The following is a 23,255-nucleotide window of genomic DNA, read 5'->3' as shown; positions in this document are numbered from 1 at the left end:
TTGTTAAATGCACAAAGTAATGCCGGCGCTTTGTCTGTAGTGAGAACCGTTGGTTCTCCAAAATGTTTTACTAATCTTTTCATGAAGTTATAGGCAGCCTGATGATCCCGTTTTTTACGAAGTTGAATATCCAATGTGTGTCCATCTTTATCAATTGCACGATAGAGATAACGCCACTCTCCCTTAATTTTGATATAAGTCTCATCAAAATGCCAAGATAATCGTGCAGATTTATTTTTCACTTTCCAAATTTGATAGATGAGATTGCCATATTCATGAACCCATCGCATGATGGTTGTTGGGTGAACTGAAATACCACGTTCTTTCAGAAATTCAGAGACATCGCGATAACTTAAAGAAAAACGACAGTAGTAGCCGACAGCTACTAAAATAATCTCTTTCTTGAATTGTTTTCCTTTAAAATATCTCATGCCTAATTCTCCTAGATCCTTTTTTCTAGAGTGTAGCTCCATGTAGAAAACTTTGCAACAGAACCAAAAGATCTATATTGTATTGATAAAAATTGCCGCAAATCCCTTAGTTTTGTAGGTGAGTTCCCACGTAAATATAGTGATAAAACTATAACAGTGAGAGCATATCTTCGCTTATCTGGCAAAGAAAAACACGTTGAAACATGTCAATTTAATACTGTGGGTCAAGTTAAAGTGATTGCAAGAAGCGCCGAAGATTTAATGACTAGTTTAGAAAATGGGAAATACGAATTTAGGTTACATGTAATTAAAGATGCTTTACAGAAAAATAAAAATACCACATCTTATAGTGATAATGTTTTAGTACCTGCAGGTGAAACAAAAAGAAATCCACAAAAAATATATGAAAATAAAGGAAAGCTCTCCTCCTATCTAGCATCAATGCAGAAAATTATGCAATTACGGACTCAACTTGAAGATCAAGATAAAGAATTACGTAATCTCGTGGTACTAAAATTTCATAATAAAGAAATAAAGTGGGATAATTTTTTCTATGATACTGAAAACTTTAGAAAAGCCTTTAATTATCTTTCTACATCTCCAGGTCATCCTATTTGCCTTCATGGTCGAATCAAATCAATCAACATGCCAACTGAAAGATTTCCATACCATAGTATTTCACTTTATTCTCCTTATATTGAACAAGCCGACAAAGATAATATAAAGCGAATTCCTTCTGCTTCGATTGTGATCTATGATGAATCACTTGTTAAGGAAATAGAGCAAAAATTTGAGGAAGGCGCAAAAAATATAGCTATATGTTCCGATGTAAGCCATTGGGCATCAGAAATAAAAGAAGGTGGCAAGTCAAAAGAAAAACTCCAATATTTAAATTTACAAGGAAAGCTAAACCGAAAAAAACAAATTTATATGTATTAACTTGAAATTGAGTTTTACAAAATGCACAAAATGTTAAACTCATAAAACCCAGTGATATCAGTGCGTGTGCATGATATCACTGGGTTTTTATTTGGATATTTAACGGTGTGTTTTACAAATTATAAAAAGATGTAAACTTAGTTTTACTTTTTACATATGAACCGTCCTAAAAAATGTAACACTAAATACATGAAAGCTAAAAACGTATCTAAAGGTGTACCTTTGTAAACACATTATAGACATCTCACAAATACATTGATCATAACAATTCAAATAATTTATTTTTTACCAAAAATTTGAATTTTATATTATTGAAGTAGTTATAAAGTTTTTTTTCTATTTTTTTTATTTATTCTACTTTCCTTTCACTTAATAGAGTAAGAGCTTAATTTAATTAAATTTTTATTGAAATATGTATATTTATTTTTAACTACATTATTAAATTAAGCTTCACTAATAAGAAAAGGGAGAGAATTTTAATGGCAGAGCCAATGGGAGATCCAGCAGTATTTGCAGTACAAAAGTGGGTAAATGACACATATGGAAAAGTCGCAGGTTTTCAGCCAGCGCCTTACAATGGTAAAACAGGTTGGTCAACTGTTTATGCTTTAACAAGAGCCCTTCAAGTTGAATTGGGTATTACTGCGCTTGCAGATGAATTTGGATCAACTACAACTGCTAAATATAAGCAGTGGGGTGAAATGTCTTTAGGAAATGTTCCTACTGATGAAAAAGGAAAAGCGATTGTTAAAATTTTAAAAGGTGCTATGTATTGTAAAGGATATAATCCGGGGAAATTCGATGATGTTTTTGATGAGAAAACGAAAAATGCAGTTGTAAGTTTACAAAAAGATGCTGGTCTTCCAGTAGCTGATGGTAAGGTGTATGACTATATTTTTAAGGCTTTCTTAACAATGGATGCTTATAGTCTTACTCCAGGTGGAGATGAATACGTACGACAAATTCAACAAGATTTAAATAATAAATATTACAAAACTTCTGGTGTTCAACCAACAGATGGTCATTACCAACGAGGTACAAATAAAGCCTTAGTTTACGGTTTACAAACAGAAATGGGAATTGCTGCAGATTCTCAAACTGGCTCGATTGGTCCTGCGACAAAGAATGGATTACCAATTCTAAAAGTAGGTAGTTCGGGTAGATTTGTTACATTATTTCAATATGCTTTATATTTTAATGGTTATGATTCTGGTTCGTTTTCAACAACATATAATGCGAGCATAGAAAGTGCAGTTAAGAAATTCCAAGAGTTCACACTACTTCCTCAAGATGGTGTTGCGAATAAGTCAACTTGGTTATCAGCACTAGTTAGTACGGGGGATCCAGATCGGAAAGGAAAAGCATGTGATTGTATAACAGAAGTCACTTTAGAGAGAGGTAAAGCTTTAAAGGCTGCTGGTTATGAAACTGTAGGACGTTATCTTGTTAATGTTGCAGGTGGTATCAATAAAAAAATACAACCAGGTGAATTGAAAAACATTTTTGATGCTGGATTATCTGTATTTCCCATTTACCAAGCTAATGGTAGACAGGCTTCAAGTTTTAGTGCAGAACAAGGTCGATTAGATGCAAAAGCAGCATATGATGCAGCGAAAGAATATGGATTCCAAGATGGTACTACTATTTATTTTGCAGTTGATTTCGATGCATATGGGACAGATATTACGGATAATATTCTTCCCCATTTCAAAGCCTTAAATGAGAAAATGGTTCAACTTGGTGGATCTTATAAAGTAGGTGTTTATGGGGCTCGAAACGTATGTATTCAAGTTTCAGAGAAAGGTTATGCGAAGACAAGTTTTGTTAGTGGAATGTCCACAGGATTTAGTGGGAATTTAGGATATCCGCTACCAAAAAACTGGGCTTTTGATCAAATTTCAACAATTAAAGTTGGATCAGGTAGTGGTCTTATTGAAATAGATAATAATATGAAATCAAATCGAGATAACGGTGTTTCTAAAATAGAAAAGGACCAGTTATCCCTTACACTTCAACTTCTTGAAATGGCAAGGAGTACGTATAATGATTCACTAATAGAGGGGGAATCTACGAGTCCAGGAAATTGGTTATTATACAAAAAACATACAAATAAATCAATAAATTCTTTTGATGTATATGTGTATAGAAAAGAAATTTCCAAAGAAGAATCTGCTTATACAGTTGCATTTAGAGGTTCACAGCAGTGGAATGACTTTATAGTAGATTTCTTACAAGTAGGGTTAAACGCTGGAAGTTACCAAGTTGATGAAGCTACTAAGTTTGTTGAAAAATTAATAGAGACTGAGCGTAAATGGATGAGTCACTTGTATATTACAGGTCATTCACTTGGGGGGTACTTAGCACAATTTGTACAAAGTGACATAATTGATGAAAATTTACCTTGGGTTGAATCAAACGCAGTGACATTTAATGCGCCAGGTTTTAGTTCTAGTATCAATTATCTTGATGTTGTATATCAAGCAAAAGTAATCAAAAAACTTGTTAATGATAAACTAAAAAAATATGATGATCTTATAATTAATCATCGTATTGACCAAGATATTATAAGTAGGTTTGGAGATGACTTAGGAACAGTCCATGTTTATGACAAATATAACAAAACGATTGAAGACACTAAGGGTCGATTCGATCGTATAGAATATTATCATCTTCCATCTCGCTTTAAAGAAGTAAATTTAAAATAGAAGTATTTCTAATAAGGTCACTATACCCTTATAGAAAAATAGTAAAAACCAGGTATATTGTGCGTATTTTGCATAATATATCTGGTTTTTTGTGAATATTTAACAGTAAAGTGTACAGATTGCAAAAAAATTATAAACTGAACTTTACTTTTTATCCCTGGTTGGGGTACGGCAACCAAAACGCTTTTTGGGGGACCATATGCAAATAAATCTCAATTATTTTAGTGAAGAGACCAAACTGTAACATAAACGTTCGTTTTTGTTACAATATTTCTTTTTAAATTCTAAACTAGATTGTATTGAATTTATATGTAACTAAATACTGTCTCAAAAATAATTTGTCACAATATAAATCTTCTACCTTTTTGTTACATTGATTGTTTATTAATTGGTATTTTTTGTCTTATCACCTTTTAGGGGGATGGGTAAAGAAACCCTAATAGGGATAGAACCAGGTGTATTTTTAGTTAACTCCAATTAAGTAATTGAAACTAAAGTTCTATTTTATATTTTTTTTAGCTGCGTAATCACCATAAAAATAAGTGTCACGTATATCATCATAATTAGGAGTAGCAATTACGGTATATTTACCATTTTCATCGACTTCAAACAAAGCCACGTTATTATATTCCCATCCAACAAAATGATCTGGATTTGAATCATCTACAAACATATCTATGTTGTATATCCCCTTTGTTAATACCCCACTTTTTTGGAAGTCCTCAATTAGATCTTTTGCCTTTGGAATAGGATGTTTATTTTTATTCATATCGAATCTAAATAGAAAATTCACCACACCTTCATGCCTGCTATTATATTTCTCACTTTTGGGATCACTTGGTATTAATGTAGGTAATAGTCCAGTAGTATCAATTTTTTGAGTCTTTTTAAAATCATTAAGTAGCTCTTGAGAATTATTTATATTAAACTCAATGTTGTCATAAGGAAATATACGAATAGGACCATTTTCTTCTGGGTCTGCTTTATCAGGATATTTTACTAACCCATATTTTTTTATGATCTGTTTCATTACTTGAACTACTTCTGGATGTTGCTCAATATATGCGCCCTTGAATTGTTCAAAATAGATATCGTCACTTTCATCTTCTAATATTTTAAAAGTATCTTTTTCAATCATTAGGAATAGATAAGTTCGATATGGTTTTTTAATTTCTACATAAGTTTGATGGCCAATCCCATTAAAATTATTATCTGTCCGAATAACGGAAAACTCACCTTGTATTCCATAGTTTGTTTTTAAATATTCTTGTATTGGTTGATTCAGTTTATCTTTAGGAAAATAACATCCACTAAGAATTAGGATTGATGTACTTACTAAGATGACTTGAATCAATCTTTTCATACTCTTCATTTTTCACCCTACATTTCTTGAATTTTAATAATATTATAACATTTTTTATTCAACTAAACTGTCACGTTGGCTTAAGTGCACTTCTTCACAATCTTAACGAAACAATTAATAAAGTTACTCCATAATCTGGACCAATTGCTGAATAACATGATCGGCGTTTTTAAAACAACTTTATTATCTCTGTACAAATGGTTATAAAAAAGGCGGTAACTGTGTATATGACAGTTACCTTTGGTGCGATATTGATATTGAAGTTGGTTATTCAAGTAATCCAAATGTTTATGGAAACTTTTAATCAACAAGCGTCTTCCTTTTGGAAGACGCTCTTTTTGTACGCCCAGCATACGCATATTCTCTAGGGTTCAAGTCTCGAATCGTGAAGTCAGTAGTAGCGATTAGCTTAAGGAAAGGGTGTCCGTGGTGACGTGAAATCTGAAGGAGGTCGGCAGTAAATCCCAGGTCTGAGGAACACGAATTTTATATAAAAATGCATCAGTTGTAAGAAAATAAGTTGTATTGTTTCTCTTTTTATTGTAAGGGAGGGATGAATCAATGAATGAACAAATTAAGCAAGATGATTTTAAAGAGCTATTAGTTGGATTAACGAGGGTAGAAACAAAACTTGATACATTAGGAAACGTAAAAGAAGTTGCAATTGAAGCCCAACAATTTGCTAAAAATGCGCATTTACGTATAGATAGGTTAGATAAATTAGTTTTTTGGATTGGAACAACTGTAGTGGGTGCAATCATTACAGGGGCTATTATGGCTTTATTTAAAGTTGCAGGAAAGTAGGTGGAAATATGAATAAAGAGAATATCCAAAAACGTCTTCGTAACTGGCAAATGTGGGTTGCAACTTTCTCATTAATTGGATTTCTATTTACTAAATTAGGAGTTCCGGCGGCAAAAAGTTTCTTAGACGAATTGGCGCCTTATTTATTGTCGGTCGGTATCGCACTTGGTATTTGGACAGATCATGAAAAGAAAGGAAATGCTGAATGATGACTAAACATATCGTAGACTTATCAAAATACAATGATAATATCGATTGGGATATAGCTGCACCGCAATTGGATTTAGCAATCTGTCGTGTACAATATGGATCAAAAAAAATAGATACACTGTATAATGAACATATTCAAAATTTGGAAAAACATAGAATCCCCCATGCTGCTTATGCTTACGGGTGCTATGTAAGCATTGCAGATGCTCTTGTGGAAGCGAAAGACTTCTTAGCGCGTGTAAATCCAAATGCACAATTTCTTGTACTAGATGTTGAAGATGACACTCTAGCAAGTTGTGGAAGTACTTACCTAGCAGAAGCAACACAGTTATTTATCAATACTTGTCGGGATGCTGGTTGGAAAGTTGGCTTATATGTATCGCATCATATGTATGGATCTTATGGATTGCAAAATATAAAAGCTGACTTCTTATGGATTCCAAGATATGGGGGAAATAAGCCTGAATATGAGTGTGATTTATGGCAATATGCAGATGGTGAAACAGGAGGATGGCTTGATGGAATAGGAAAAGTAGATCTAAATGTTTTAAATGGGGATAAAACGATCGAATGGTTCACGAATGATCAGGAACTTTATCGTATCTTTATAGGAGACTTCAATTCAGTTGAATGGATAGAAGAAGTATATCAAACAATCAAAGATATTTTCCCAGACTACGGGATATGGACACAATCGCTTGATGATGGTAATCAGCGTATCATCATTGGTGATTTCAACTCCAAAGCGTGGTGTGATGAAACATTTGCAAAGTTGAAAGATACTTTTCCGTCATATGGTATGTGGGTTGAGAGAATTTAACTACCTATATTTATACTACCTCATACGATACTACTTTTTTAGGTTCATCACTGCAACATGTGGTTGATTTTGTGAAAATGAATCATTTTTCATATACGGAACGGAGAGTGAGACCCCGCAGGCGGAGGCTTGCTCTTGCCCGCGGAAAGCGTCCACTCGGAGCAGAGTGTACATCTCATCCCGTCTTTTGGTGATGAACCATAAAAATTGGGGAAATCTTCTTGTTTAAGAACTTTAAAATCTGGCAAATCTAGTGATACAAAAATCATTTATGAACCCTCCTAATGTTTGTTAGCTAACATTATTGCCAGGATTTCATAAATGTTTTCTTTTTTTATGTTTAAATCACAAAATTTGATGGTTACCAGTGGACACTAAAAAAGATGGCTTTAGTAGAATACCGAAACCATCTCTTAAGTGTTTGATTTTTTATGGTCTTTTTATTAAACTGTCCATTTTATAGGGTACAGTTCATTATCAAGAAGTGTTTTTTAGGAAGTTCAGGTTATTAAATTAGAACTTTTTTAGTTTGATGAAAAAACGAAGATTATTAATCTTTCATAAATTCATTATGCAATAGCTTATCGACACGGTTCAATTTTGTCGTTTTAAGCCATTTACATTTAAAAAATCAAAAAAACCAGGAACTTCTAAATTATTAATAACATTAAGTTTTTCAAATATTTTCATGTGAATCTCTTGTTCTAAATCTTCTCTTTCTTGATATGGGGTATTTTGTAAACATTTACGGATTTTAAGATTGAAAGATTGTAAAATGTCTTCATAATTATAGTTAGTTACATTTGAGTCTTTTAGTTCTAACATTTATTTTTTCACCTCATATTAATTGTGATTTAAGTTTTTCTAAGGCTTTTTTATGATTATAAGAAATTGTTTGTTCCGATTCTGATAAAATTCTCGAGATTTGTTTATTATTATATTCGTGAACATAATATAAATTTAGTATATGTAACTGCTTTTCTGTTAATAAATCTAAAGCTTTGTATAGCAATTCATCTGTAATATGTTCTTTTAAATGAATTTGATTTTCTTCGAATTGTTTACAAGTTCTATCTGTTAAATCATTGTTCATTACTTCTAACATGGTTGTATTATTATTTTCATCGCTAGTAATTGTCTTATCTAAAGTTAACAAATTCCTATTCTTATTAAGGGTAACTTTTTTATCAAAATCTATTGAATAAAAATAAATTAATTTACTAATATAGCTTAGCATTTTAACTTTTTTAAAATGGAGTTTAAACGCTTCATCTAGTAATTGTTTGTTTTTGCTTGTTGGCTCTTCTATTGCTTTTATAAATAATGAGTGATTCTTAGGATCTTTGAGAAACTGTTGTACAATAGGTTCTTCTAATTTTTTTTGGTATTTACTGTAGAACAATGCTAATTCCTTACTATTCAAAAAAACAACCTCCCAATCTTTAAAAATATAAATGAAGGTATAAAAAATATCTAATTATAAATAATGATATAAATTTAGCTGTATTTTAAAATTTATATCTTATTAATAAAAGAAGTAAAAAGGGATGGAAAATAAAAAAACAGTCTATTTATTTTAATTTGCTAAGGAATTATATGAATATAAAAGTAGCTTTATATAAAATAATTTTAATTTTTATATAAGGATATATAAAAGTTAAAAAGAGAGTGATTTTTTATATGATAGCTATTTCCATGTATATAGCTATTCATTACAAAGACTCTCTTCTAAATTATTATTTTGGGTTTCTTATGATAAGAAACAATAAGCTTGTCTATTTTTCTTATCAGACTTCTAATTAAAATAAATTATTCATGAACCTTTTATGTAGCAGAGCATTTGGATAATTAATAGATAAATTTTTTGTAAACGAACATTTGTTCTATACTTATTTTACCACTTTTTTCTTTAAAATGAAAGATATTTTAGAGTAAACCAGGGGATTTAGAATAAATTTATTTCAAGAAAAAGCTAGGAAACTTAGGTGTATGAAGGAATACTTTTTAGAGGAGCATGAGATGAAGTATTCTAATAATTCCCCAAGTAAATAGTTGTTATTTTATAGACTGATGTAAAGATGTAAGCTTCCTTTGGTTGCATAATTAAGGGAATATATAGAAAAATAAATTATTTCATATAATAATGATGGATGTAAGTTTTGTATGGAGATAAAAGCATGGGCAGAAAAATGTATCCCATTTACTATGAAAGATACAATGATACGAAATTTTAAATTGGGTGTAATAGGTCGGATAGGATATTGGAGTCTGATTTGCTATGATCAAATGAAGTTTCTAAATAGAAAAAGACCACAAAGCTTTTTTGAAAAAGATGCCTTGCAGCCTGATGATTTCGTGCCTTTCCTAAATGAAATCAATCGTATGTCTTTTTGAATCGACAGCGTGATATAAATACGTCTATTAACCTTATTATTTAATAATAGGAGCAGAAGCTAGTATGTTTGAATTGTGATCAAATGAATAGAAAAAGAGAATTCTCTACTTTTTTTCTTCTATTTTCACTTCTATGTATTCAAAGAAACTTGGTGGTTCATTTAAGGCTTCTTGTTTCAATTTTTCAAGTTCTTTTCGTTGGTTTGGATTTAATTTATCTAGTAGGTTCTTATCATTAGATATTTTTTGGGACAACACACTTCCCTCCTCAGATATTGAAGTTAAATTCATTATACTATATTAAAAATTTTTTTCTATTTTTTAGTTATTCTACTTTCAATCACATTATTAAATTAAGATTAATTGGTTGGAAAAAAGGAGGGAATTTCTAATGGTAGAACCAAAGATGGATACAGCAGTATTTGCTGTACAAACATGGGTATATGACAAGTGTCATAAGGTGAAGGGACTTCTTAATTTCACGACAAAAGCAATTTTTCATCTTCCATCTAGCATTGGGCTATCGCTCTGCACGCGTTTGAGGAAAAAATCCTTTCAGATAGAGTGTTAAATTTAATTTTTTATAGAACAATTGTTCTATTTATGGTAAAATATACATATGGAAGATAGTTAAATATTCGAAATCAAATATTGTTAAAAGTTGCTTTAACAGTAGTTGTAGCAAGAATTTTTGCTTTTGTTCCAGTTACAAAATAAAAACAATCTCAGAAGGTATCAGCACCGATGCAACACATACAAGTCGATTTTGGTTAGATCGAGGGCTGATTTTTTATAAATATATAAAATGAGACTATTTTAATTGATAGTCTCATTCTTACTTTCTATGGAGTGGAAAGTAACCAACCATCTAATTAAGTACTTTTTACCTAGAAAATGAAAAGTTTTATTATTGGCTTGAGGGGGCATATGTTGATGACAAAGCAACAGTTAGCAAAAGCAGCAGTTAAGTTAGGCTTGCAAGTGAATGGCATTACAAAAGCAGCTGATATTTTAAAAATATGCCTAGATGAATCCTATAAAGATAAACAAAATACGTAAAAAAGAAGACTTCTTCTATAATAGTCTTCTTTTTTAATTATTCTTTTTCATTTGCATATAATTCACGTACATTTCTAATTGTTCCCAAGCTTTTTTCCGTTCTTCTTCTTGAAGACTCTCGATTATTGCCATTATATTTTTTCCTTCTTCACTTACTATTTTATCTTCTTCTGTAGTAAGTTCTGGGTCTTCTGATCTGCCTAATAAATAGTCTGTAGTTACATTAAAATAATCAGCTATTTTCTCTAAAGTTTCACGACCGGGTGCTTTCATTCCTTTTTCAAATTTAGAAACACTAGCCTTAGTTATTCCTATAGCTGTAGCAAATTGTTCTTGAGTAAGTTTACGTTCAGTTCTTAATAATTTCACACGCTCATTTAATTCCATTTTTGAACCCTCCTCTTTTTACGTATTTACGTAAGTTACTTTTATTATATTGTTTCCTAGTAGGAAACGCAAACCCCTAAAAAGTTAACCTCTAGGAAATTTTTTATAAAAAAAAACACTTGAAGTTTCCTTATGGGAAACTTATAATAAGTATATAGACATGAGAAGGGAGTGATGAAGTGCTAAATAACAATAAAAAAACAAAGTTAAAAATAGCTTTTGATAACTCTGATTTCACATACGAAAAATTAGCCGAGATTGTTGGCATATCAAAGAGTTATTGCTATAAAATCATAAATGTTCATAAATATAAAAAAAATATTTATTATGGAACGGCAGCTAAAATTGCAAAAGCTTTGAATGAAGATGTGTCAGAATTATTTAATGAACACCAAATTTTTTTTAATCATAATGTTTCCCTTAGGGATACTATATAAGGAGAGAAGAAAATGAATCAATTAAAAGTCGTTGCTAATGAAATGCTTCCAATTTATCAAAATGAGGTAGGAGAAAAGTTCGTAAATGCTAGAGAATTGTATGAGCAACTTTTAGTATCAACTCCATTTCCTAAATGGATCGAAAGAAGAATTGAAGGTTATGGTTTCGCTGACAATGAAGACTTTTGGACACATTTTTCCGTAAGCACTGGTGGTAGACCTTTAAAGGAATACATATTCACTTTAGATGCTGGTAAAGAGCTTGCAATGATTGAAAATAACAAAATAGGAAAAGCAATTCGCAAATATTTCATCGAAGTAGAAAAACGTTCTTATCAGCAACAAGCAAATTCACCATTACAAGCTTTACAAATCGCTATTAATCAAATGGTATTACAGGAACAAAAAATAATTCAACTTGAACAACAAGTAACAATTGTGCAGCACCGTATTAATAGCTTAGACACAATCGATACAGATGGTGATTTACAGCAACGATTAAACAAAATGATTCAGCGTTTTGCTTGGAGCGAAGGCATTAACTTCAATAAAGCTTGGAAAATGTTCAGAAGTACATTTAACAAAGCATACAGAACGAATTTGAAAACAAAAGTAAATAATTACAAAGAAAAGCATGGTTTAAAACAGCTGACAGTTCCTCGGTACTTAGCGCTTACAAACCAATTAGAAGATGCAGTTAGAGTAGCAGATAAGCTTCTGAATAAGGAGAATGAGATAGCATAAGAAAACTACATAACGTGACTATATAGCAGAACAAATCACTTCACTCCCCATTTTTGGTGAGTGAAGATCTAGCACCTATAAATATCAATAGAAATTGATATTTATAGGAACACCTTCTTCCGTTGAACGTATTTGAAAAAAAGGCGGGAAATCCTACAAAAATAGACGGGCTCTGTACCTGTCGTAATGATCTCGAACGACATATTGACGCTCTGATGTATGTTGTATCCCCATGCTGTAACACAAAGTTCTCGATTATTACGATGCGTACAGCATCAATAAAACGAGAAAAGCGTCCCGATGCCGCAGGACGCTTTGGAGAATAAAACTCATTTTTTTGATACATCTATTGTATCATGCTTGTTTTCCCAATAAAAGGAGGAAAAGAAGGATGTTAGAAAATGCCATGATTATGCACAACGGTTACGGAATTAAAGACCCGCAAGAGTATGAGCCAATACCAGTTGAAGATGAATGTGGGATTAAAGTTTTTTGTGGTGATGAAATTCTTGTAGCTCCAAATGGAAGTGTCGTCTTAAAAGAAAATGCAATTGAGTATTTAACAAATGTTCTTGGCTACACGATTAGAAAGGCGGGAGAATGAGATGTCATTACAAAACAAAATCCAAGCTGAAATTCAAATTTTGATAAACATCATCGAACGTGAGAGGAAAAATCCAGATAAATATACAGCAGCATCGCTAGTCGCTTATGAACACGGTTTACAAGCACTCATGGAAGTCTATGAAGCAAGTAAACAAGTAGAAGTAGCACCATTTTAGGGAGAATGCGGTGTACGGACATGTTACCCCAATCCAAAAGATATATAAACATGGTAAACAGTATAAAAATGTGAACCAAAAAATTAACGGATTGAGTAAGAAGAGAACTTCGGTGTATGCAGGTCAATGTGATGAATTTAGTTACATGTGCGTTATGAGGAAGGTGGATTAATGGTAGCATTCAGAGTTAGTAAAAATAAAAACTACACAACAATTAATAATACAGGTCTTCGGGATGAACGCTTAACTTGGAAAGCTAAAGGGATTTTGGTATATATTCTTTCTCTTCCGGATGATTGGGTTTTCTATATGGAAGAAATTGCGAAACATTCTAAAGATGGAATTGCAAGTTTGAAGGCGGGCATGAAGGAACTAAAAGAATGTGGTTATGTTAAACGGTTCCCAATAAAAGGAGAAGACGGAAAAATTCATAAATGGGAAACGATTATTTATGAAGTACCACAAGTTGAAAAACCACAAGTAGAAATTCTACCCATGGAAAACCTACCAGTAGAAAATGAACTGCTACTAAGCACTAATATACCAAGTACTAATAATACTAATTCTGCGCAAAAGAAAAGTCTACGTAAAAACGTGAGCGAAAGTTATTCAGATGAATTTGAACAACTATGGAAGATATACCCTAAGAGGATTGATAAAAAACAAGGATATAAGTCTTTTAAAGCAGCTAATAAGAAACATTCATTTGAAATAATTCTTTTTGGTGTAAAAGGTTATGGGGATTACATCAAAAGAAACGGAACAGAAACAAAGTTTGTAAAACACGCTTCTACCTTCTTTAATAACGAATGCTACCTCGAATATGTAGAACAACCCAAGCCACCAGTACAAAATGAACCCAGAGTAGCAACTAACTTCTCTATAGACAATTTACTTGATTGAGGTGTAACAGATGGACAAGTACCAGATTCATTATGAAAACGAATGCTACAGTCTCGGAATGATGATACGTGATAACAGTTTAGTAGATGAAACGAGATTAAAACAAAAGCATTTTTTAAATGCACATAATCGAAATCTCTTTAAAGTCATGAAGGAATTGCGAAATGAAGAAAAGCCAACTGACATGATGGCACTCTCACAAATTGGCGAGAACAGGCTGGCAACGTTTGGCGGGATCAATACACTGAGCAACGTATATGGATTGGGAGTACGTGGTCATAACTTCAACTTTATTCAACAAAAAATGATTGAGTTTGTGGCAATTGATGAAGCATTACAAGAGGTAGAAACCTTTATTGATAAAACGAAGTATGCACACAGCTCACAGCAGTTAAACGAACTAATTTCAAAGATTAATAATGTACAAGTTACCACTATAAAGCCGCAGCCTTCATTTAAAGAGAAATTACAACAAAGAATACTACAGCATAGCGCTATGCCAGAACAAGGCTTGAGTGGAACGCCAACAGGTTTTACTAGCTTGAATAAAGCTTTGGATGGATGGCAACCATCAGATTTAATTGTCGTGGCGGCACGGCCATCTGTGGGCAAGACAGCCTTCGTATTAGAAGCGATGCGACGCGGAGCAAGGGCAAGCAAAGACTACATGGGGACATTCTTCTCATGTGAGATGAGCGAGGAAAAGATTATCGACCGCTGGATTGCATCAGAAGGAAAGATTCCCGTAGCAGCGATGAGTAATCCAAATAAATTCTTTAGCGGAAGGCAGGAATACTGGGAGAAATACCACAAGGCTTGCGGAAAACTAGCGGAGTTTTCAATCAATGTTCGTTCGGAAAAAGATATTAATGAAATACGTGCAGTGATACGAAAGATTGTGAAAGATAATCCAAATAAAAAGCACCTATTTGCGATAGATCACTTAGGACACATTGATATTGATAAATCTTTTGATAGCAACCATCTTAAGTTTACATACATCATGAAATACCTAAAAGACATGCAGAAAGAGTTCAACGTCCCGATTATTCTTGTAGCACAGCTTAATCGTAGTGTGGAAGGGAAGCAGGACAAAGCACCGACAATGGCAGATATTCGAGAATCTGGAAGTATTGAAGAAATCGCAGACGTGATTATCTTCCCGCATAGACCAGCTTACTTTGATCGTGAGCAAAGAGAAGTACAGGAAATCCACGATGTGGAGTTGATTATAGCGAAGAACCGAAATGGATTTGTTGGGACATTGCCGTTTCAGTTCGTTAAAAAAACCAATCTATACCTTGATAAAGGGATGTGACGTTATGACGCTTTTAGAAATGTATACAGAAGCGAAGAAGGAAAATGTAGTCAGTGCTTGGATGCTTATTGAATTCCTAGTTTTTGAGAAGAAAGCGCTAACTTTTACGGATGATGTGAGCAAGTTGGATTATTACTATGAACCGCGTTTCCGAAACAAAATGAACGAGTATCTAAATGAGTACATGAAACAGCGCGGTATTAGAGCGGCGGCATAAGGATGATGAATATGGAGGTGTGCGAGTATGCAAAGTCAACTTTCGTTTGCTAATATATTCGGAACTTCCGACTATACAGCATGAAGCACAGCAGGGAGGTTCTTGCAGCGCAGCAAGGAAGCCTGTAAGGAAAAAATAGAAGAAAGCGAGTTAAGGAGGACAAGCAATGACAATGAAAGAAATAATGCAATTACGCAGTTTCTGAACACATAAGCAGACAGGGGAGCATATCGCTATAACGTGTGTGATAGACTTTAGCACAGTTTATATCAGTAAGTTGGATTTGCTAGGCAATGAACTTGGGTCGAAAGAAATTATGTTACTGTGAGATGTAAAGGCGGACTATGTGAAAGGCAAGCATTAGGAGGAACAATGGATAGAAAACAAATATTCATCGATGTTTTACTACATAAAGGGATTTACAAGGAAGAAGATACAGGGCGGCAGCTTTATGAAATGAGTGAGCGGGAGTTATGGAATCTACTGAAAGGGGATGAAGAAAACTGCAACCAATCGAACATGGAGTTTACGAAGTGACTTTGTTGTTAGCAGGATCTAAAGGAGGTAAGTAATCAGAAAAGAAACTGTGGTGCAAGTGCAGAGTGAAATCAAAGCAGTAGAGAGCGAGATTCATAAGTTGGAGTACTATCTAAACGGATTGAATAGTGAGAAGCAGAATATAAAACACAAGTTGCATGAATTGAAGACAAGAATGAAAGAATTGAAGAATTACCAATTAAAAGAATGAAGAGAAGAAATGGGGTTCTGGTGCGAAAACTTCAAGATAATTGCAAGTTTTCGCACCAGAACCCTGCAAATGGTTGTAGTTCATCTTGAATTGAGAGATTCATCAAAAAACGTCATCCTTTCTAATCTAGCTTATTTAGAAAGGATAACGTTTTTTGGTACTTGAGGGTATTAAAATCTCTTAAGCTAAGGGGCATGGGCTCCCATCAACTTAAGCATTTAGACTATTTTTGAAGTTAAAAGCACATTACTATTCTCTGATGTTAATGAGAATAGTAATGTGCTTTTTTATGAATATGCACCAAAAACAAGAGTTATCTTTATTTGCCAAAGAGTTATATCCGTATATCTCTTTGGCTACACTTAATCAATTAGCTATAGAAGCTGACGGAATCAAAATTCAATTATAATCAGAATAACATTGATAATATGTGATGCACAGAATTCGATTGAGGTATGTCTCTAATCAATTGAACAATTATAAAAAGAGTTGTAGTTACGATAATTACGCTATCTAATACGTTACTTTTTTTACCTCTAAGCACACGAAAAAAAAGTAACGCTATTAAAGTCGCATAAAGTAATGAAAGAGTATCTATTTGAGGTATGTCTCTAATCAATCGTAAAATTATAAAAAGAGTTGTAGTTACGATAATTACACTATCTAATACGTTAATTTTTCCACCTCTAATATCTATTCTTATCAGACTAAAAGAAAATAATGCTATTAGAATCATTGTAAGTAATGGCAGAGTATGAAATCGTCCTTCAAAATCAAATATAGATATTGAAGAAACAAACAAATACCCTCCCATAATACACCGTAGTAATATACTTGACTCTAGTTTACTAACAATTTTTAAGTGTAAAAATGCATAACGGTTCTGGGAAGATATCAGGGATTTTTCGATCTTTCTGTTTTTGTGCACGTTTATTCCCCTCGTTTTTCTTTATACTTTTATATTAGATGACATAAGCCATACAAATTATAAATTGATACAGACAGAGTGTAAACAATAATTTTATTGTAAATAATTAACCATAAAGACTTCAGGTTACATCCTTAAGAAAGAAACAGTATTGTTACAGTTGAGAAATCCCAAAAAACAAAAAAACTGTACATCTTTATGTGAAAATGTACAATTTTTTTGTTTTGGGGTGTTATAAAATTCTTAAGTTGATGGACATGTATGGTGACCCCTAATAGTCATCCTCAAAAGAGCTAAATCCTCGTTTACTAAAAAACGAGGATTCTCCTTACTTTTTAAAACTTACCTACTACGCTACTCCCTCTTCATCACATATCCCTTACAATGAAGAAAGGTGTAATCTCCTGGAGATGATATTCTGATAAGTTTTCTTTCATTTGAAAAAGATGCTTGTCAAGCTCCTTTGGAGGAAGGCATTTTGCTCAAATAATCCTTGATATCTTCGAACATTTCAACGCCTCCTTTGCACTTTTATCGGTAAATATTAAATGAATACGTAATATTTTGATATGACCCTGGAGATAAGTACACACGTACACGGTATAACCCAGGGAGATTGTCCGTGATATTGAATGACTTGCTTACATTGTTGTAAAAACTACCACTCGTAAGATCCGTTGCTGTCCATGAGCCATTTGCATATCGTTCTAAAGCCGCTGTATATGACCAGTTTACGTCACCATATGCATCACTCAACGTGATATCAACTGTTGTCGCCCCAGGACCATATTTGTTTGAATCAGTCCATACAGACGTTCTAAGATTCGGTTTTCCAATCCCTTCATCAACTCCTGGCATAATAAAATTCCTCCTTCAATTTTTTATTTTTTATTAATGGCGCTTAATTTATTGGTATAACTTAGAGAAATATTTATTTAATCAGCTTTTCCAGTAAACTCGCCCCTTACTTTATTAAGTGAAACGAGAGTAGAATAACTAAAAAAATATAAAAAAAATTTTAAAAAAGAACAGTTTAAGGTAAATAGGGATTCTGTTGCAAAACTCTAAAATTTTTATAAGTAATCTCTTAAATTTGGAAATACTGATACTACTCTTAAAAAAGGTGTTCACATACAAAAACAAGGAGTGAAAAAATTTTTCTTCACTCCCTGTAAAAAGGAACTCTTCAGAGTTCCTTTTTAGCTAATTAACGAATCAAAATTTTTAAAACTTACCTACTACGCTACTCCCTCTTCATCATATATCCCTTACAATGAAGAAAGGTGTAATCTCCTGGAGATGATATTCTGATAAGTTTTCTTTCATTTGAAAAAGATGCTTGTCAAGCTCCTCTGGAGGTAATGTAGATAGTACATTTGGAGGAAGGCATTTTGCTCAAGTAATCCTTGATATCTTCGAATATTTCAACGCCTCCCTTGCACTTTTATCGGTAAATATTAAATGAATACGTAATATTTTGATATGACCCTGGAGATAAGTACACACGTACACGGTACAACCCAGGGAGATTGTCCGTGATATTGAATGACTTGCTTACATTATTGTAAAAACTACCACTCGTAAGATCCGTTGCTGTCCATGAGCCATTTGCATATCGTTCTAAAGCCGCTGTATATGACCAGTTTACGTCACCATATGCATCACTCAACGTGATATCAACTGTTGTCGCCCCAGGACCATATTTGTTTGAATCAGTCCATACAGACGTTCTAAGATTCGGTTTTCCAATCCCTTCATCAACTCCTGGCATAATAAAATTCCTCCTTCAATTTTTTATTTTTTGTTAATAGAGCTTAATTTATTGGTATAACTTAGAGAAATATTTATTTAATCAGCTTTTCCAGTAAACTCGCTCCTTACTTTATTAAGTGAAACGAAAGTAGAATAACTAAAACATATAAGAAAAAATTTTTAAAAAAAGAATAAAAAGATGTTCAGATACAAAAACGGGTCGTGGAGAAGGCTTTCCCTACATCCTATAAAAAGAACTTTTTGGGGTCCCGCCCCATCGCTATCAAGCTAAGATCATATAGCGTCAATTATAGTAGATGTTGTTATTTTTTCTAAAGAGTAGGTGTAGGAAATTCAAAGATTTACATACGAAATAAACCCTAACGGGTTTCATTTTTTTTTGAATTAAGCCGCTTGCTTGTCTGACATGGTACAATTGTAAACGACACCTAATATATCAAAGACTGTTTTCTTTTTATACCTATGAGATTTTCGCCCGTTTTGGTGTAGGAGGTTGAACAGGCGAAGTAGCACCTTTGATAGCTCTTGGGTGTCTTTCTTACGATTAGTCAACCTGTATTTTTAGGTTTTTACTGGAGTAAATATCAGAATGAACAAATACTTGTTATCATGCATACCAAATATCCCTAATATATACTCGTTTTTTTACTAGGGGTGAGATATGATATGATGAATGAAACTATGATATTAGGCCGTTAACCGATAATCATAGTGTATATCATATGTAATAAGGTGAAAGAGGAGTTTCAAGAACTTGTTTACACATGCAATGGACGCAACTTTATGACATTTGTTATAGGGTTGCGTTTTTAATTTATCGTAATACTCAACAATGTGATTTTGTCCGTAACGTCGTTGTTTAATCATGTTCTGGATGATGAGGAAAAGGAGCTTCCGCAAATGTTTATTTCCACGTTTATTGATCTTATCTTTAAAAAAGGTTTTACCTGATTGAAAACGGCGTATATCAATACCAGCAAATGCATTGAGTTGCTTGTTATTGTTAAAGCGAGTAATATCTCCTATTTCAGCCATCAAGCGTACTGCAGTATTCGGTCCAATCCCAGGAAGACTGAGAATGATATCGTATTCTGCACGTTGCTCCGCTATATATACCATCTTGTTAATACAGCATTCTTTTTGGTGAAGAAGCTCTTGATAGCGTCTTGCGTATAATTTGAGTTGATCACATAGAACATCGTTCTGAGAAACAGCAGGATAGGAAGTTTTCGCTATTTCAAGTATTTGAATCGCTTTTTTCTCCGCTGTAATATTTGATATTTTTTTATTGGTGTTGGCACGAATACGATTTTTTATAATGGTTTTTGAAAGACCTAAAATACAATCTGGGTGGGGGAATAGTTGAACAAAATTTAAAAACAAATCAGATTTACTGGTAAACATTCTTTCCAACTCAGGAAATGTTAATTGGATTACTTTATGCATACGACTACGAATTATCGATAATTCACTATCCAGTTCACTATATAATCTAGAAAGAGATTTTAGCTGGTAGAATAAATTATCAGTTCCGGTAAATACCCTTCGGGTAGCTGTAAAATGAGTGAGAGCTAATCGGTGTGCGTCGCTTCGATCGGTCTTATGAATCCGTAAGGAATCACATTGTAGCTTGGCTTCTAATGGGTTTAATAAACAATATGTATACTGATTATCTTGCATAAATCGTTCTAGCTGCCTGGAATAGATACCTGTTGCTTCGAATACGATTTCAGGCGATTCACCGGTCTTATCTGTAAGCTCATGAATCTTTTCTTGTAGCTTTTTGAATTCAGGTTTAGAATGCTTGATTTCACTTTCAAATACACATTGTTTCTGTGCATTATAAATTACCATATAACTTTTACCCATACTGATATCAAACGCAATTACGTGTTTCATAAAGTTCCTCCTTAGGTGGAATTGAAGTCTTCAACTGACACTTATCGATTCTCATTTCTTATACACGATCTCGAAGACCAACATACTAAAAACTGATTCAAATAAGGTAAGTGAAGAAGATCAGTTTTGTATACGGATTCAGGATCCCAAGACACCCACGACCTTCTCTTCACTTCTACTATATAAAAAAATAGTAGTGCGAACCAATGCCTTGGTCTGCACTACTAATCTTAGTATATTTTGGATAGTTTGAAACAAAAGGAGAAAATAGTCTTTAATCATATATATTGCTTTATATTCACTAAGCTCCTGTTTTTTCTTCATGAGGAGTAATTGACGCATTTGAAACATGATGGAAGAACAAAGTAGAATAGCAATTAATTGACCATATAAATGGCACTCCAATCGTTCTGGTTTTATCTTTTTACAATGATGAATTTGAAAGAATGACTTCCACGTTTTAAATAAAATTTCGATTTGCCAACGCAAAGAATACCAGTCATGCACTTGTTCCATCGAGACAATATCTATAGGAGTGTTTGTCATGTATACATTGATACCACTGAGTCGTTTGCTACGAGCAAGAATACTTCATTCCTTTCTTTTTTTCTCTTACAGCTTGATCTTGTAATCGTTTTTGTTGTTGTTCTTTTGTTAGACGATGAAAAATCACACGAGTTTGTATTTTATCCTTCATTCCTACATAAGCGTTGGATATTTCACATGTTTGTCCTTGGTGAAGAGAATTCATTAAAACCTCCATATCTATCTGAATATACTCAGTACTTTTCTTGATTCTGCCATCTTGAAAATAATCCGGGTTAGGATTTTTTTGGTAAATACATGTATTCGATTTGATACGGGAAATATAGTAAGCCTTTTTATCTTGTATATGTTGAAGATCTTTCAAATGAAAATAACCTAAATCTCGGATACATAAATCATTCGCTGTTACAGTTGGAACGCACAAGGAACCGTAGGTTCGATCATGTTGTTTACCTGAACCTGTATGAATATGAAGGAATTGTCCACTTAATAAATCATACTCAAGCTGAATCTTTAATCCCGCTGTATGGCTGCAGCCTCCTGCACCTGGATAAACAGATGAAAAGGAATTTGGAAGTTGAAATGCAGTTGAATCTAAAATACGAATACGCTTGAAAACAGAAGTATATGTAGAGGAAATCGGTATAGATGAAGCCAATTTTCGGTTTAATAGTTCCGCTAATATGTGTTGTAAAAATTGGACGGCTGCTTTATTAAATCGTTGATTCAGTCCCTCAGGACTGATGAGCACTTCTGTTGACGCTTCTAAACAGCTAGATAACTGAGTTAAAGAAGTTGTGGCGACATTTTGGCTCATCCATACACATAAAGCGACTAAATCTTTTGCTTGGTACTTACTGGTTCGTTGCACAAAACCAACATCTTTAGCAAGATCTCGTAAGATATTTGGGGATAAAAATCTTTGAATCTCTTGAGCGAATAGCTGTAATTCATTGGATACAGAAATAGACATAAAAAACGCCATCCTTTCCTATGGTTCTACAGAAAGAATAGCGTATTTTTTCATTTTAGGGGGAATTTTATTTTCTTAGCTTGATAGCGATGGGGTACCGCCACATCGCCATCAAGCTAAGAAAAACAAATACCCCAAAACGAGAAATTTTGGGGTATCATAAAATTTTTAAATCTTTACTTTTTGTTTTGCCGTTTCATTTGTATACTACTTATAACTCCTAACACAATCGCTACTGCACAACATACGATTGAGAAAGTCTGTAATACGTCTGTAGAAAAATAACCTATCCCTAACACTACTGCTAAAACGATTCCTGCTACTAATATTCTCCGTTTCTGCATGTCCATATAAACCATACCCCTTTACTAGTTTAAGGTAAATCAATACCTGTCATTTCTTTAAACTTCTTTCAAGCCAATTATACTTTTGAACAGTTCCCCTCATGTAATCCCCCCTCTTTCCTTCTATACAAATTTTACTATATATGAAAGGTACATATTTCATTGATTCCAAAATTTTCTTTTGAATAATATATTCATGTGAAGTTAACATAACGTCTCATTATTGGTAGCTAGGACAAAGGCTTCCTCTTACTCTCACAAGGAATCCACCTTTTTTTTCTTGCTATCAATCTATGCAATTTTTTATACATTTCTATTGTGTCGCGCCTTCCAGCCTCCCCATAGTTCCCTATGTCTCCCAATTTTTCGCATAAAATCTTACATGTTTTTAACGTTATTAAAACTACTTACTTTTATTTCAAAACTGCTTAGCGTGTTTTTTTCCAAAATGCTGGCGATAACCCTTCCACTCGCAAGATTCTGGAATAAATATAATTCTAACAAAACCATGTTCATAACTTAAAAGTTTTG

At 33.1% G+C, this 23,255-nt stretch carries 26 protein-coding genes and 2 pseudogenes; 16 read left to right on the top strand and 12 right to left on the bottom strand.

Features of this window, described 5'->3' with window-relative positions:
* Window positions 1-431, bottom strand: a 431-nt coding sequence (locus BM350_RS24835; RefSeq protein WP_139232934.1) for an IS6 family transposase, incomplete at its 3' end; no start/stop codon positions are given.
* Window positions 432-587: 156 nt separating this feature from the next.
* On the opposite strand from BM350_RS24835, the gene BM350_RS24830 reads away from it, so the two are divergent.
* Together BM350_RS24830 and BM350_RS24825 are read left to right on the top strand one after the other, a co-directional pair.
* Complete coding sequence (locus BM350_RS24830; RefSeq protein ID WP_244548079.1) at window positions 588-1,370, top strand: hypothetical protein; 783 nt, start codon at window positions 588-590, stop codon at window positions 1,368-1,370.
* A gap of 479 nt (window positions 1,371-1,849) precedes the next feature.
* Window positions 1,850-4,075: a glycoside hydrolase domain-containing protein gene (locus tag BM350_RS24825; RefSeq protein ID WP_090919876.1), complete on the top strand. Its 2,226-nt coding sequence runs from the start codon at window positions 1,850-1,852 to the stop codon at window positions 4,073-4,075.
* A 499-nt stretch (window positions 4,076-4,574) separates the two neighbouring features.
* Here the strand turns inward: BM350_RS24825 and BM350_RS24820 are convergent, their stop codons facing one another.
* Window positions 4,575-5,447 carry a hypothetical protein gene (locus tag BM350_RS24820; protein WP_090919879.1) on the bottom strand — a complete coding sequence of 291 codons (873 nt, stop codon included), beginning with the start codon at window positions 5,445-5,447 and terminating at the stop codon, window positions 4,575-4,577.
* A 552-nt stretch (window positions 5,448-5,999) separates the two neighbouring features.
* Between BM350_RS24820 and BM350_RS24815 the strand changes: the two genes are divergently transcribed.
* From BM350_RS24815 to BM350_RS24805, 3 genes are read left to right on the top strand one after another with little or no spacing between them, the layout of a single operon-like run.
* Window positions 6,000-6,242: a hemolysin XhlA family protein gene (locus BM350_RS24815; RefSeq protein ID WP_090919882.1), complete on the top strand. Its 243-nt coding sequence runs from the start codon at window positions 6,000-6,002 to the stop codon at window positions 6,240-6,242.
* An 8-nt stretch (window positions 6,243-6,250) separates the two neighbouring features.
* Window positions 6,251-6,451 (top strand): hypothetical protein, encoded by a 201-nt coding sequence (locus BM350_RS24810; protein WP_090919887.1) that lies wholly within the window; start codon window positions 6,251-6,253, stop codon window positions 6,449-6,451.
* Window positions 6,451-7,272 (top strand): GH25 family lysozyme, encoded by an 822-nt coding sequence (locus BM350_RS24805; RefSeq protein WP_090919934.1) that lies wholly within the window; start codon window positions 6,451-6,453, stop codon window positions 7,270-7,272. The genes BM350_RS24810 and BM350_RS24805 overlap by 1 nt, the downstream gene beginning before the upstream one ends.
* Before the next feature lie 594 nt (window positions 7,273-7,866).
* Here BM350_RS24805 and BM350_RS24795 read toward each other — a convergent pair.
* Together BM350_RS24795 and BM350_RS24790 are read right to left on the bottom strand one after the other, a co-directional pair.
* Window positions 7,867-8,097: a hypothetical protein gene (locus BM350_RS24795; protein WP_090919893.1), complete on the bottom strand. Its 231-nt coding sequence runs from the start codon at window positions 8,095-8,097 to the stop codon at window positions 7,867-7,869.
* Window positions 8,098-8,110: 13 nt separating this feature from the next.
* Window positions 8,111-8,695 (bottom strand): sigma-70 family RNA polymerase sigma factor, encoded by a 585-nt coding sequence (locus tag BM350_RS24790; protein WP_090919895.1) that lies wholly within the window; start codon window positions 8,693-8,695, stop codon window positions 8,111-8,113.
* Between the two features lie 740 nt (window positions 8,696-9,435).
* On the opposite strand from BM350_RS24790, the gene BM350_RS24785 reads away from it, so the two are divergent.
* Entirely contained in the window at window positions 9,436-9,666 is a 231-nt protein-coding gene (locus tag BM350_RS24785; RefSeq protein ID WP_090919897.1) for a hypothetical protein, read from the top strand.
* Between the two features lie 105 nt (window positions 9,667-9,771).
* Here BM350_RS24785 and BM350_RS27165 read toward each other — a convergent pair whose 3' ends face one another.
* Window positions 9,772-9,921, bottom strand: a complete 150-nt coding sequence (locus BM350_RS27165; RefSeq protein WP_170857772.1) for a hypothetical protein — start codon at window positions 9,919-9,921, stop codon at window positions 9,772-9,774.
* Between the two features lie 136 nt (window positions 9,922-10,057).
* On the opposite strand from BM350_RS27165, the gene BM350_RS24780 reads away from it, so the two are divergent.
* Entirely contained in the window at window positions 10,058-10,237 is a 180-nt protein-coding gene (locus BM350_RS24780) for a hypothetical protein (RefSeq protein ID WP_090919900.1), read from the top strand.
* 362 nt (window positions 10,238-10,599) lie between these two features.
* Window positions 10,600-10,725 (top strand): hypothetical protein, encoded by a 126-nt coding sequence (locus tag BM350_RS27935; RefSeq protein ID WP_280141420.1) that lies wholly within the window; start codon window positions 10,600-10,602, stop codon window positions 10,723-10,725.
* 33 nt (window positions 10,726-10,758) lie between these two features.
* Here the strand turns inward: BM350_RS27935 and BM350_RS24775 are convergent, their stop codons facing one another.
* Window positions 10,759-11,112, bottom strand: coding sequence for a helix-turn-helix domain-containing protein (locus BM350_RS24775; RefSeq protein WP_090919902.1), 354 nt, complete (start codon window positions 11,110-11,112; stop codon window positions 10,759-10,761).
* Between the two features lie 179 nt (window positions 11,113-11,291).
* On the opposite strand from BM350_RS24775, the gene BM350_RS24770 reads away from it, so the two are divergent.
* The 8 genes from BM350_RS24770 (at window position 11,292) to fbpA (ending at window position 16,050) form a co-directional block, all read left to right on the top strand.
* Window positions 11,292-11,549, top strand: coding sequence for a helix-turn-helix transcriptional regulator (locus BM350_RS24770; RefSeq protein WP_090919904.1), 258 nt, complete (start codon window positions 11,292-11,294; stop codon window positions 11,547-11,549).
* 12 nt (window positions 11,550-11,561) lie between these two features.
* Entirely contained in the window at window positions 11,562-12,293 is a 732-nt protein-coding gene (locus BM350_RS24765; protein WP_090919907.1) for an antA/AntB antirepressor family protein, read from the top strand.
* Window positions 12,294-12,684: 391 nt separating this feature from the next.
* On the top strand, window positions 12,685-12,897 hold the full coding sequence (locus tag BM350_RS24760) for a YqaI family protein (protein WP_090919919.1): 213 nt from the start codon (window positions 12,685-12,687) through the stop codon (window positions 12,895-12,897).
* A 1-nt stretch (window position 12,898) separates the two neighbouring features.
* On the top strand, window positions 12,899-13,075 hold the full coding sequence (locus BM350_RS27160) for a hypothetical protein (RefSeq protein WP_170857774.1): 177 nt from the start codon (window positions 12,899-12,901) through the stop codon (window positions 13,073-13,075).
* 171 nt (window positions 13,076-13,246) lie between these two features.
* A complete protein-coding gene (locus tag BM350_RS27765) occupies window positions 13,247-13,978 on the top strand; it encodes a helix-turn-helix domain-containing protein (RefSeq protein WP_244548078.1) in 732 nt (243 codons plus the stop codon).
* A gap of 10 nt (window positions 13,979-13,988) precedes the next feature.
* A complete protein-coding gene (locus BM350_RS24750; protein WP_090919920.1) occupies window positions 13,989-15,296 on the top strand; it encodes a replicative DNA helicase in 1,308 nt (435 codons plus the stop codon).
* Between the two features lie 4 nt (window positions 15,297-15,300).
* Complete coding sequence (locus BM350_RS24745; protein ID WP_090919921.1) at window positions 15,301-15,513, top strand: hypothetical protein; 213 nt, start codon at window positions 15,301-15,303, stop codon at window positions 15,511-15,513.
* A 372-nt stretch (window positions 15,514-15,885) separates the two neighbouring features.
* On the top strand, window positions 15,886-16,050 hold the full coding sequence (gene fbpA / locus BM350_RS24740; protein ID WP_090919922.1) for a Fur-regulated basic protein FbpA: 165 nt from the start codon (window positions 15,886-15,888) through the stop codon (window positions 16,048-16,050).
* Between the two features lie 1,670 nt (window positions 16,051-17,720).
* On the opposite strand, the gene BM350_RS24720 is transcribed toward fbpA, so the two are convergent.
* From BM350_RS24720 to BM350_RS27155, 6 genes and pseudogenes are all read right to left on the bottom strand, one after another.
* Window positions 17,721-18,047, bottom strand: coding sequence for a hypothetical protein (locus tag BM350_RS24720; protein WP_090919933.1), 327 nt, complete (start codon window positions 18,045-18,047; stop codon window positions 17,721-17,723).
* Window positions 18,048-18,633: 586 nt separating this feature from the next.
* Window positions 18,634-18,960: a hypothetical protein gene (locus BM350_RS24715; RefSeq protein ID WP_090919933.1), complete on the bottom strand. Its 327-nt coding sequence runs from the start codon at window positions 18,958-18,960 to the stop codon at window positions 18,634-18,636.
* 386 nt (window positions 18,961-19,346) lie between these two features.
* A pseudogene (locus tag BM350_RS26580) lies at window positions 19,347-19,502 on the bottom strand (IS4 family transposase); the annotation flags it as partial.
* A 147-nt stretch (window positions 19,503-19,649) separates the two neighbouring features.
* A complete protein-coding gene (locus BM350_RS24710; RefSeq protein ID WP_090920679.1) occupies window positions 19,650-20,861 on the bottom strand; it encodes an IS110 family RNA-guided transposase in 1,212 nt (403 codons plus the stop codon).
* Window positions 20,862-21,059: 198 nt separating this feature from the next.
* A pseudogene (locus BM350_RS24705) lies at window positions 21,060-22,380 on the bottom strand (IS4 family transposase); the annotation flags it as partial.
* Window positions 22,381-22,556: 176 nt separating this feature from the next.
* A complete protein-coding gene (locus BM350_RS27155) occupies window positions 22,557-22,730 on the bottom strand; it encodes a hypothetical protein (RefSeq protein ID WP_170857773.1) in 174 nt (57 codons plus the stop codon).
* Window positions 22,731-23,255: the final 525 nt, after the last annotated feature.

This window comes from Bacillus sp. 103mf (genome assembly GCF_900116295.1).
Taxonomy (GTDB): domain Bacteria; phylum Bacillota; class Bacilli; order Bacillales; family Bacillaceae_G; genus Bacillus_A; species Bacillus_A bruguierae.
The sequence above is the reverse complement of the archived record's forward strand: the minus strand, read 5'-3'. Positions and strand labels throughout refer to the sequence as shown.

Coding starts and splice junctions, on each gene's coding strand:
- BM350_RS24825 (WP_090919876.1), top strand. CDS start 1,850: ATGGCAGAGCCAATGGGAGATCCAGCAGTATTTGCAGTACAAAAGTGG.
- BM350_RS24820 (WP_090919879.1), bottom strand. CDS start 5,447: ATGAAGAGTATGAAAAGATTGATTCAAGTCATCTTAGTAAGTACATCA.
- BM350_RS24815 (WP_090919882.1), top strand. CDS start 6,000: ATGAATGAACAAATTAAGCAAGATGATTTTAAAGAGCTATTAGTTGGA.
- BM350_RS24810 (WP_090919887.1), top strand. CDS start 6,251: ATGAATAAAGAGAATATCCAAAAACGTCTTCGTAACTGGCAAATGTGG.
- BM350_RS24805 (WP_090919934.1), top strand. CDS start 6,451: ATGACTAAACATATCGTAGACTTATCAAAATACAATGATAATATCGAT.
- BM350_RS24795 (WP_090919893.1), bottom strand. CDS start 8,097: ATGTTAGAACTAAAAGACTCAAATGTAACTAACTATAATTATGAAGAC.
- BM350_RS24785 (WP_090919897.1), top strand. CDS start 9,436: ATGGAGATAAAAGCATGGGCAGAAAAATGTATCCCATTTACTATGAAA.
- BM350_RS24780 (WP_090919900.1), top strand. CDS start 10,058: ATGGTAGAACCAAAGATGGATACAGCAGTATTTGCTGTACAAACATGG.
- BM350_RS27935 (WP_280141420.1), top strand. CDS start 10,600: ATGACAAAGCAACAGTTAGCAAAAGCAGCAGTTAAGTTAGGCTTGCAA.
- BM350_RS24775 (WP_090919902.1), bottom strand. CDS start 11,112: ATGGAATTAAATGAGCGTGTGAAATTATTAAGAACTGAACGTAAACTT.
- BM350_RS24765 (WP_090919907.1), top strand. CDS start 11,562: ATGAATCAATTAAAAGTCGTTGCTAATGAAATGCTTCCAATTTATCAA.
- BM350_RS24760 (WP_090919919.1), top strand. CDS start 12,685: ATGTTAGAAAATGCCATGATTATGCACAACGGTTACGGAATTAAAGAC.
- BM350_RS27160 (WP_170857774.1), top strand. CDS start 12,899: ATGTCATTACAAAACAAAATCCAAGCTGAAATTCAAATTTTGATAAAC.
- BM350_RS27765 (WP_244548078.1), top strand. CDS start 13,247: ATGGTAGCATTCAGAGTTAGTAAAAATAAAAACTACACAACAATTAAT.
- BM350_RS24750 (WP_090919920.1), top strand. CDS start 13,989: ATGGACAAGTACCAGATTCATTATGAAAACGAATGCTACAGTCTCGGA.
- BM350_RS24745 (WP_090919921.1), top strand. CDS start 15,301: ATGACGCTTTTAGAAATGTATACAGAAGCGAAGAAGGAAAATGTAGTC.
- fbpA (WP_090919922.1), top strand. CDS start 15,886: ATGGATAGAAAACAAATATTCATCGATGTTTTACTACATAAAGGGATT.
- BM350_RS24720 (WP_090919933.1), bottom strand. CDS start 18,047: ATGCCAGGAGTTGATGAAGGGATTGGAAAACCGAATCTTAGAACGTCT.
- BM350_RS24715 (WP_090919933.1), bottom strand. CDS start 18,960: ATGCCAGGAGTTGATGAAGGGATTGGAAAACCGAATCTTAGAACGTCT.
- BM350_RS24710 (WP_090920679.1), bottom strand. CDS start 20,861: ATGAAACACGTAATTGCGTTTGATATCAGTATGGGTAAAAGTTATATG.
- BM350_RS27155 (WP_170857773.1), bottom strand. CDS start 22,730: ATGGACATGCAGAAACGGAGAATATTAGTAGCAGGAATCGTTTTAGCA.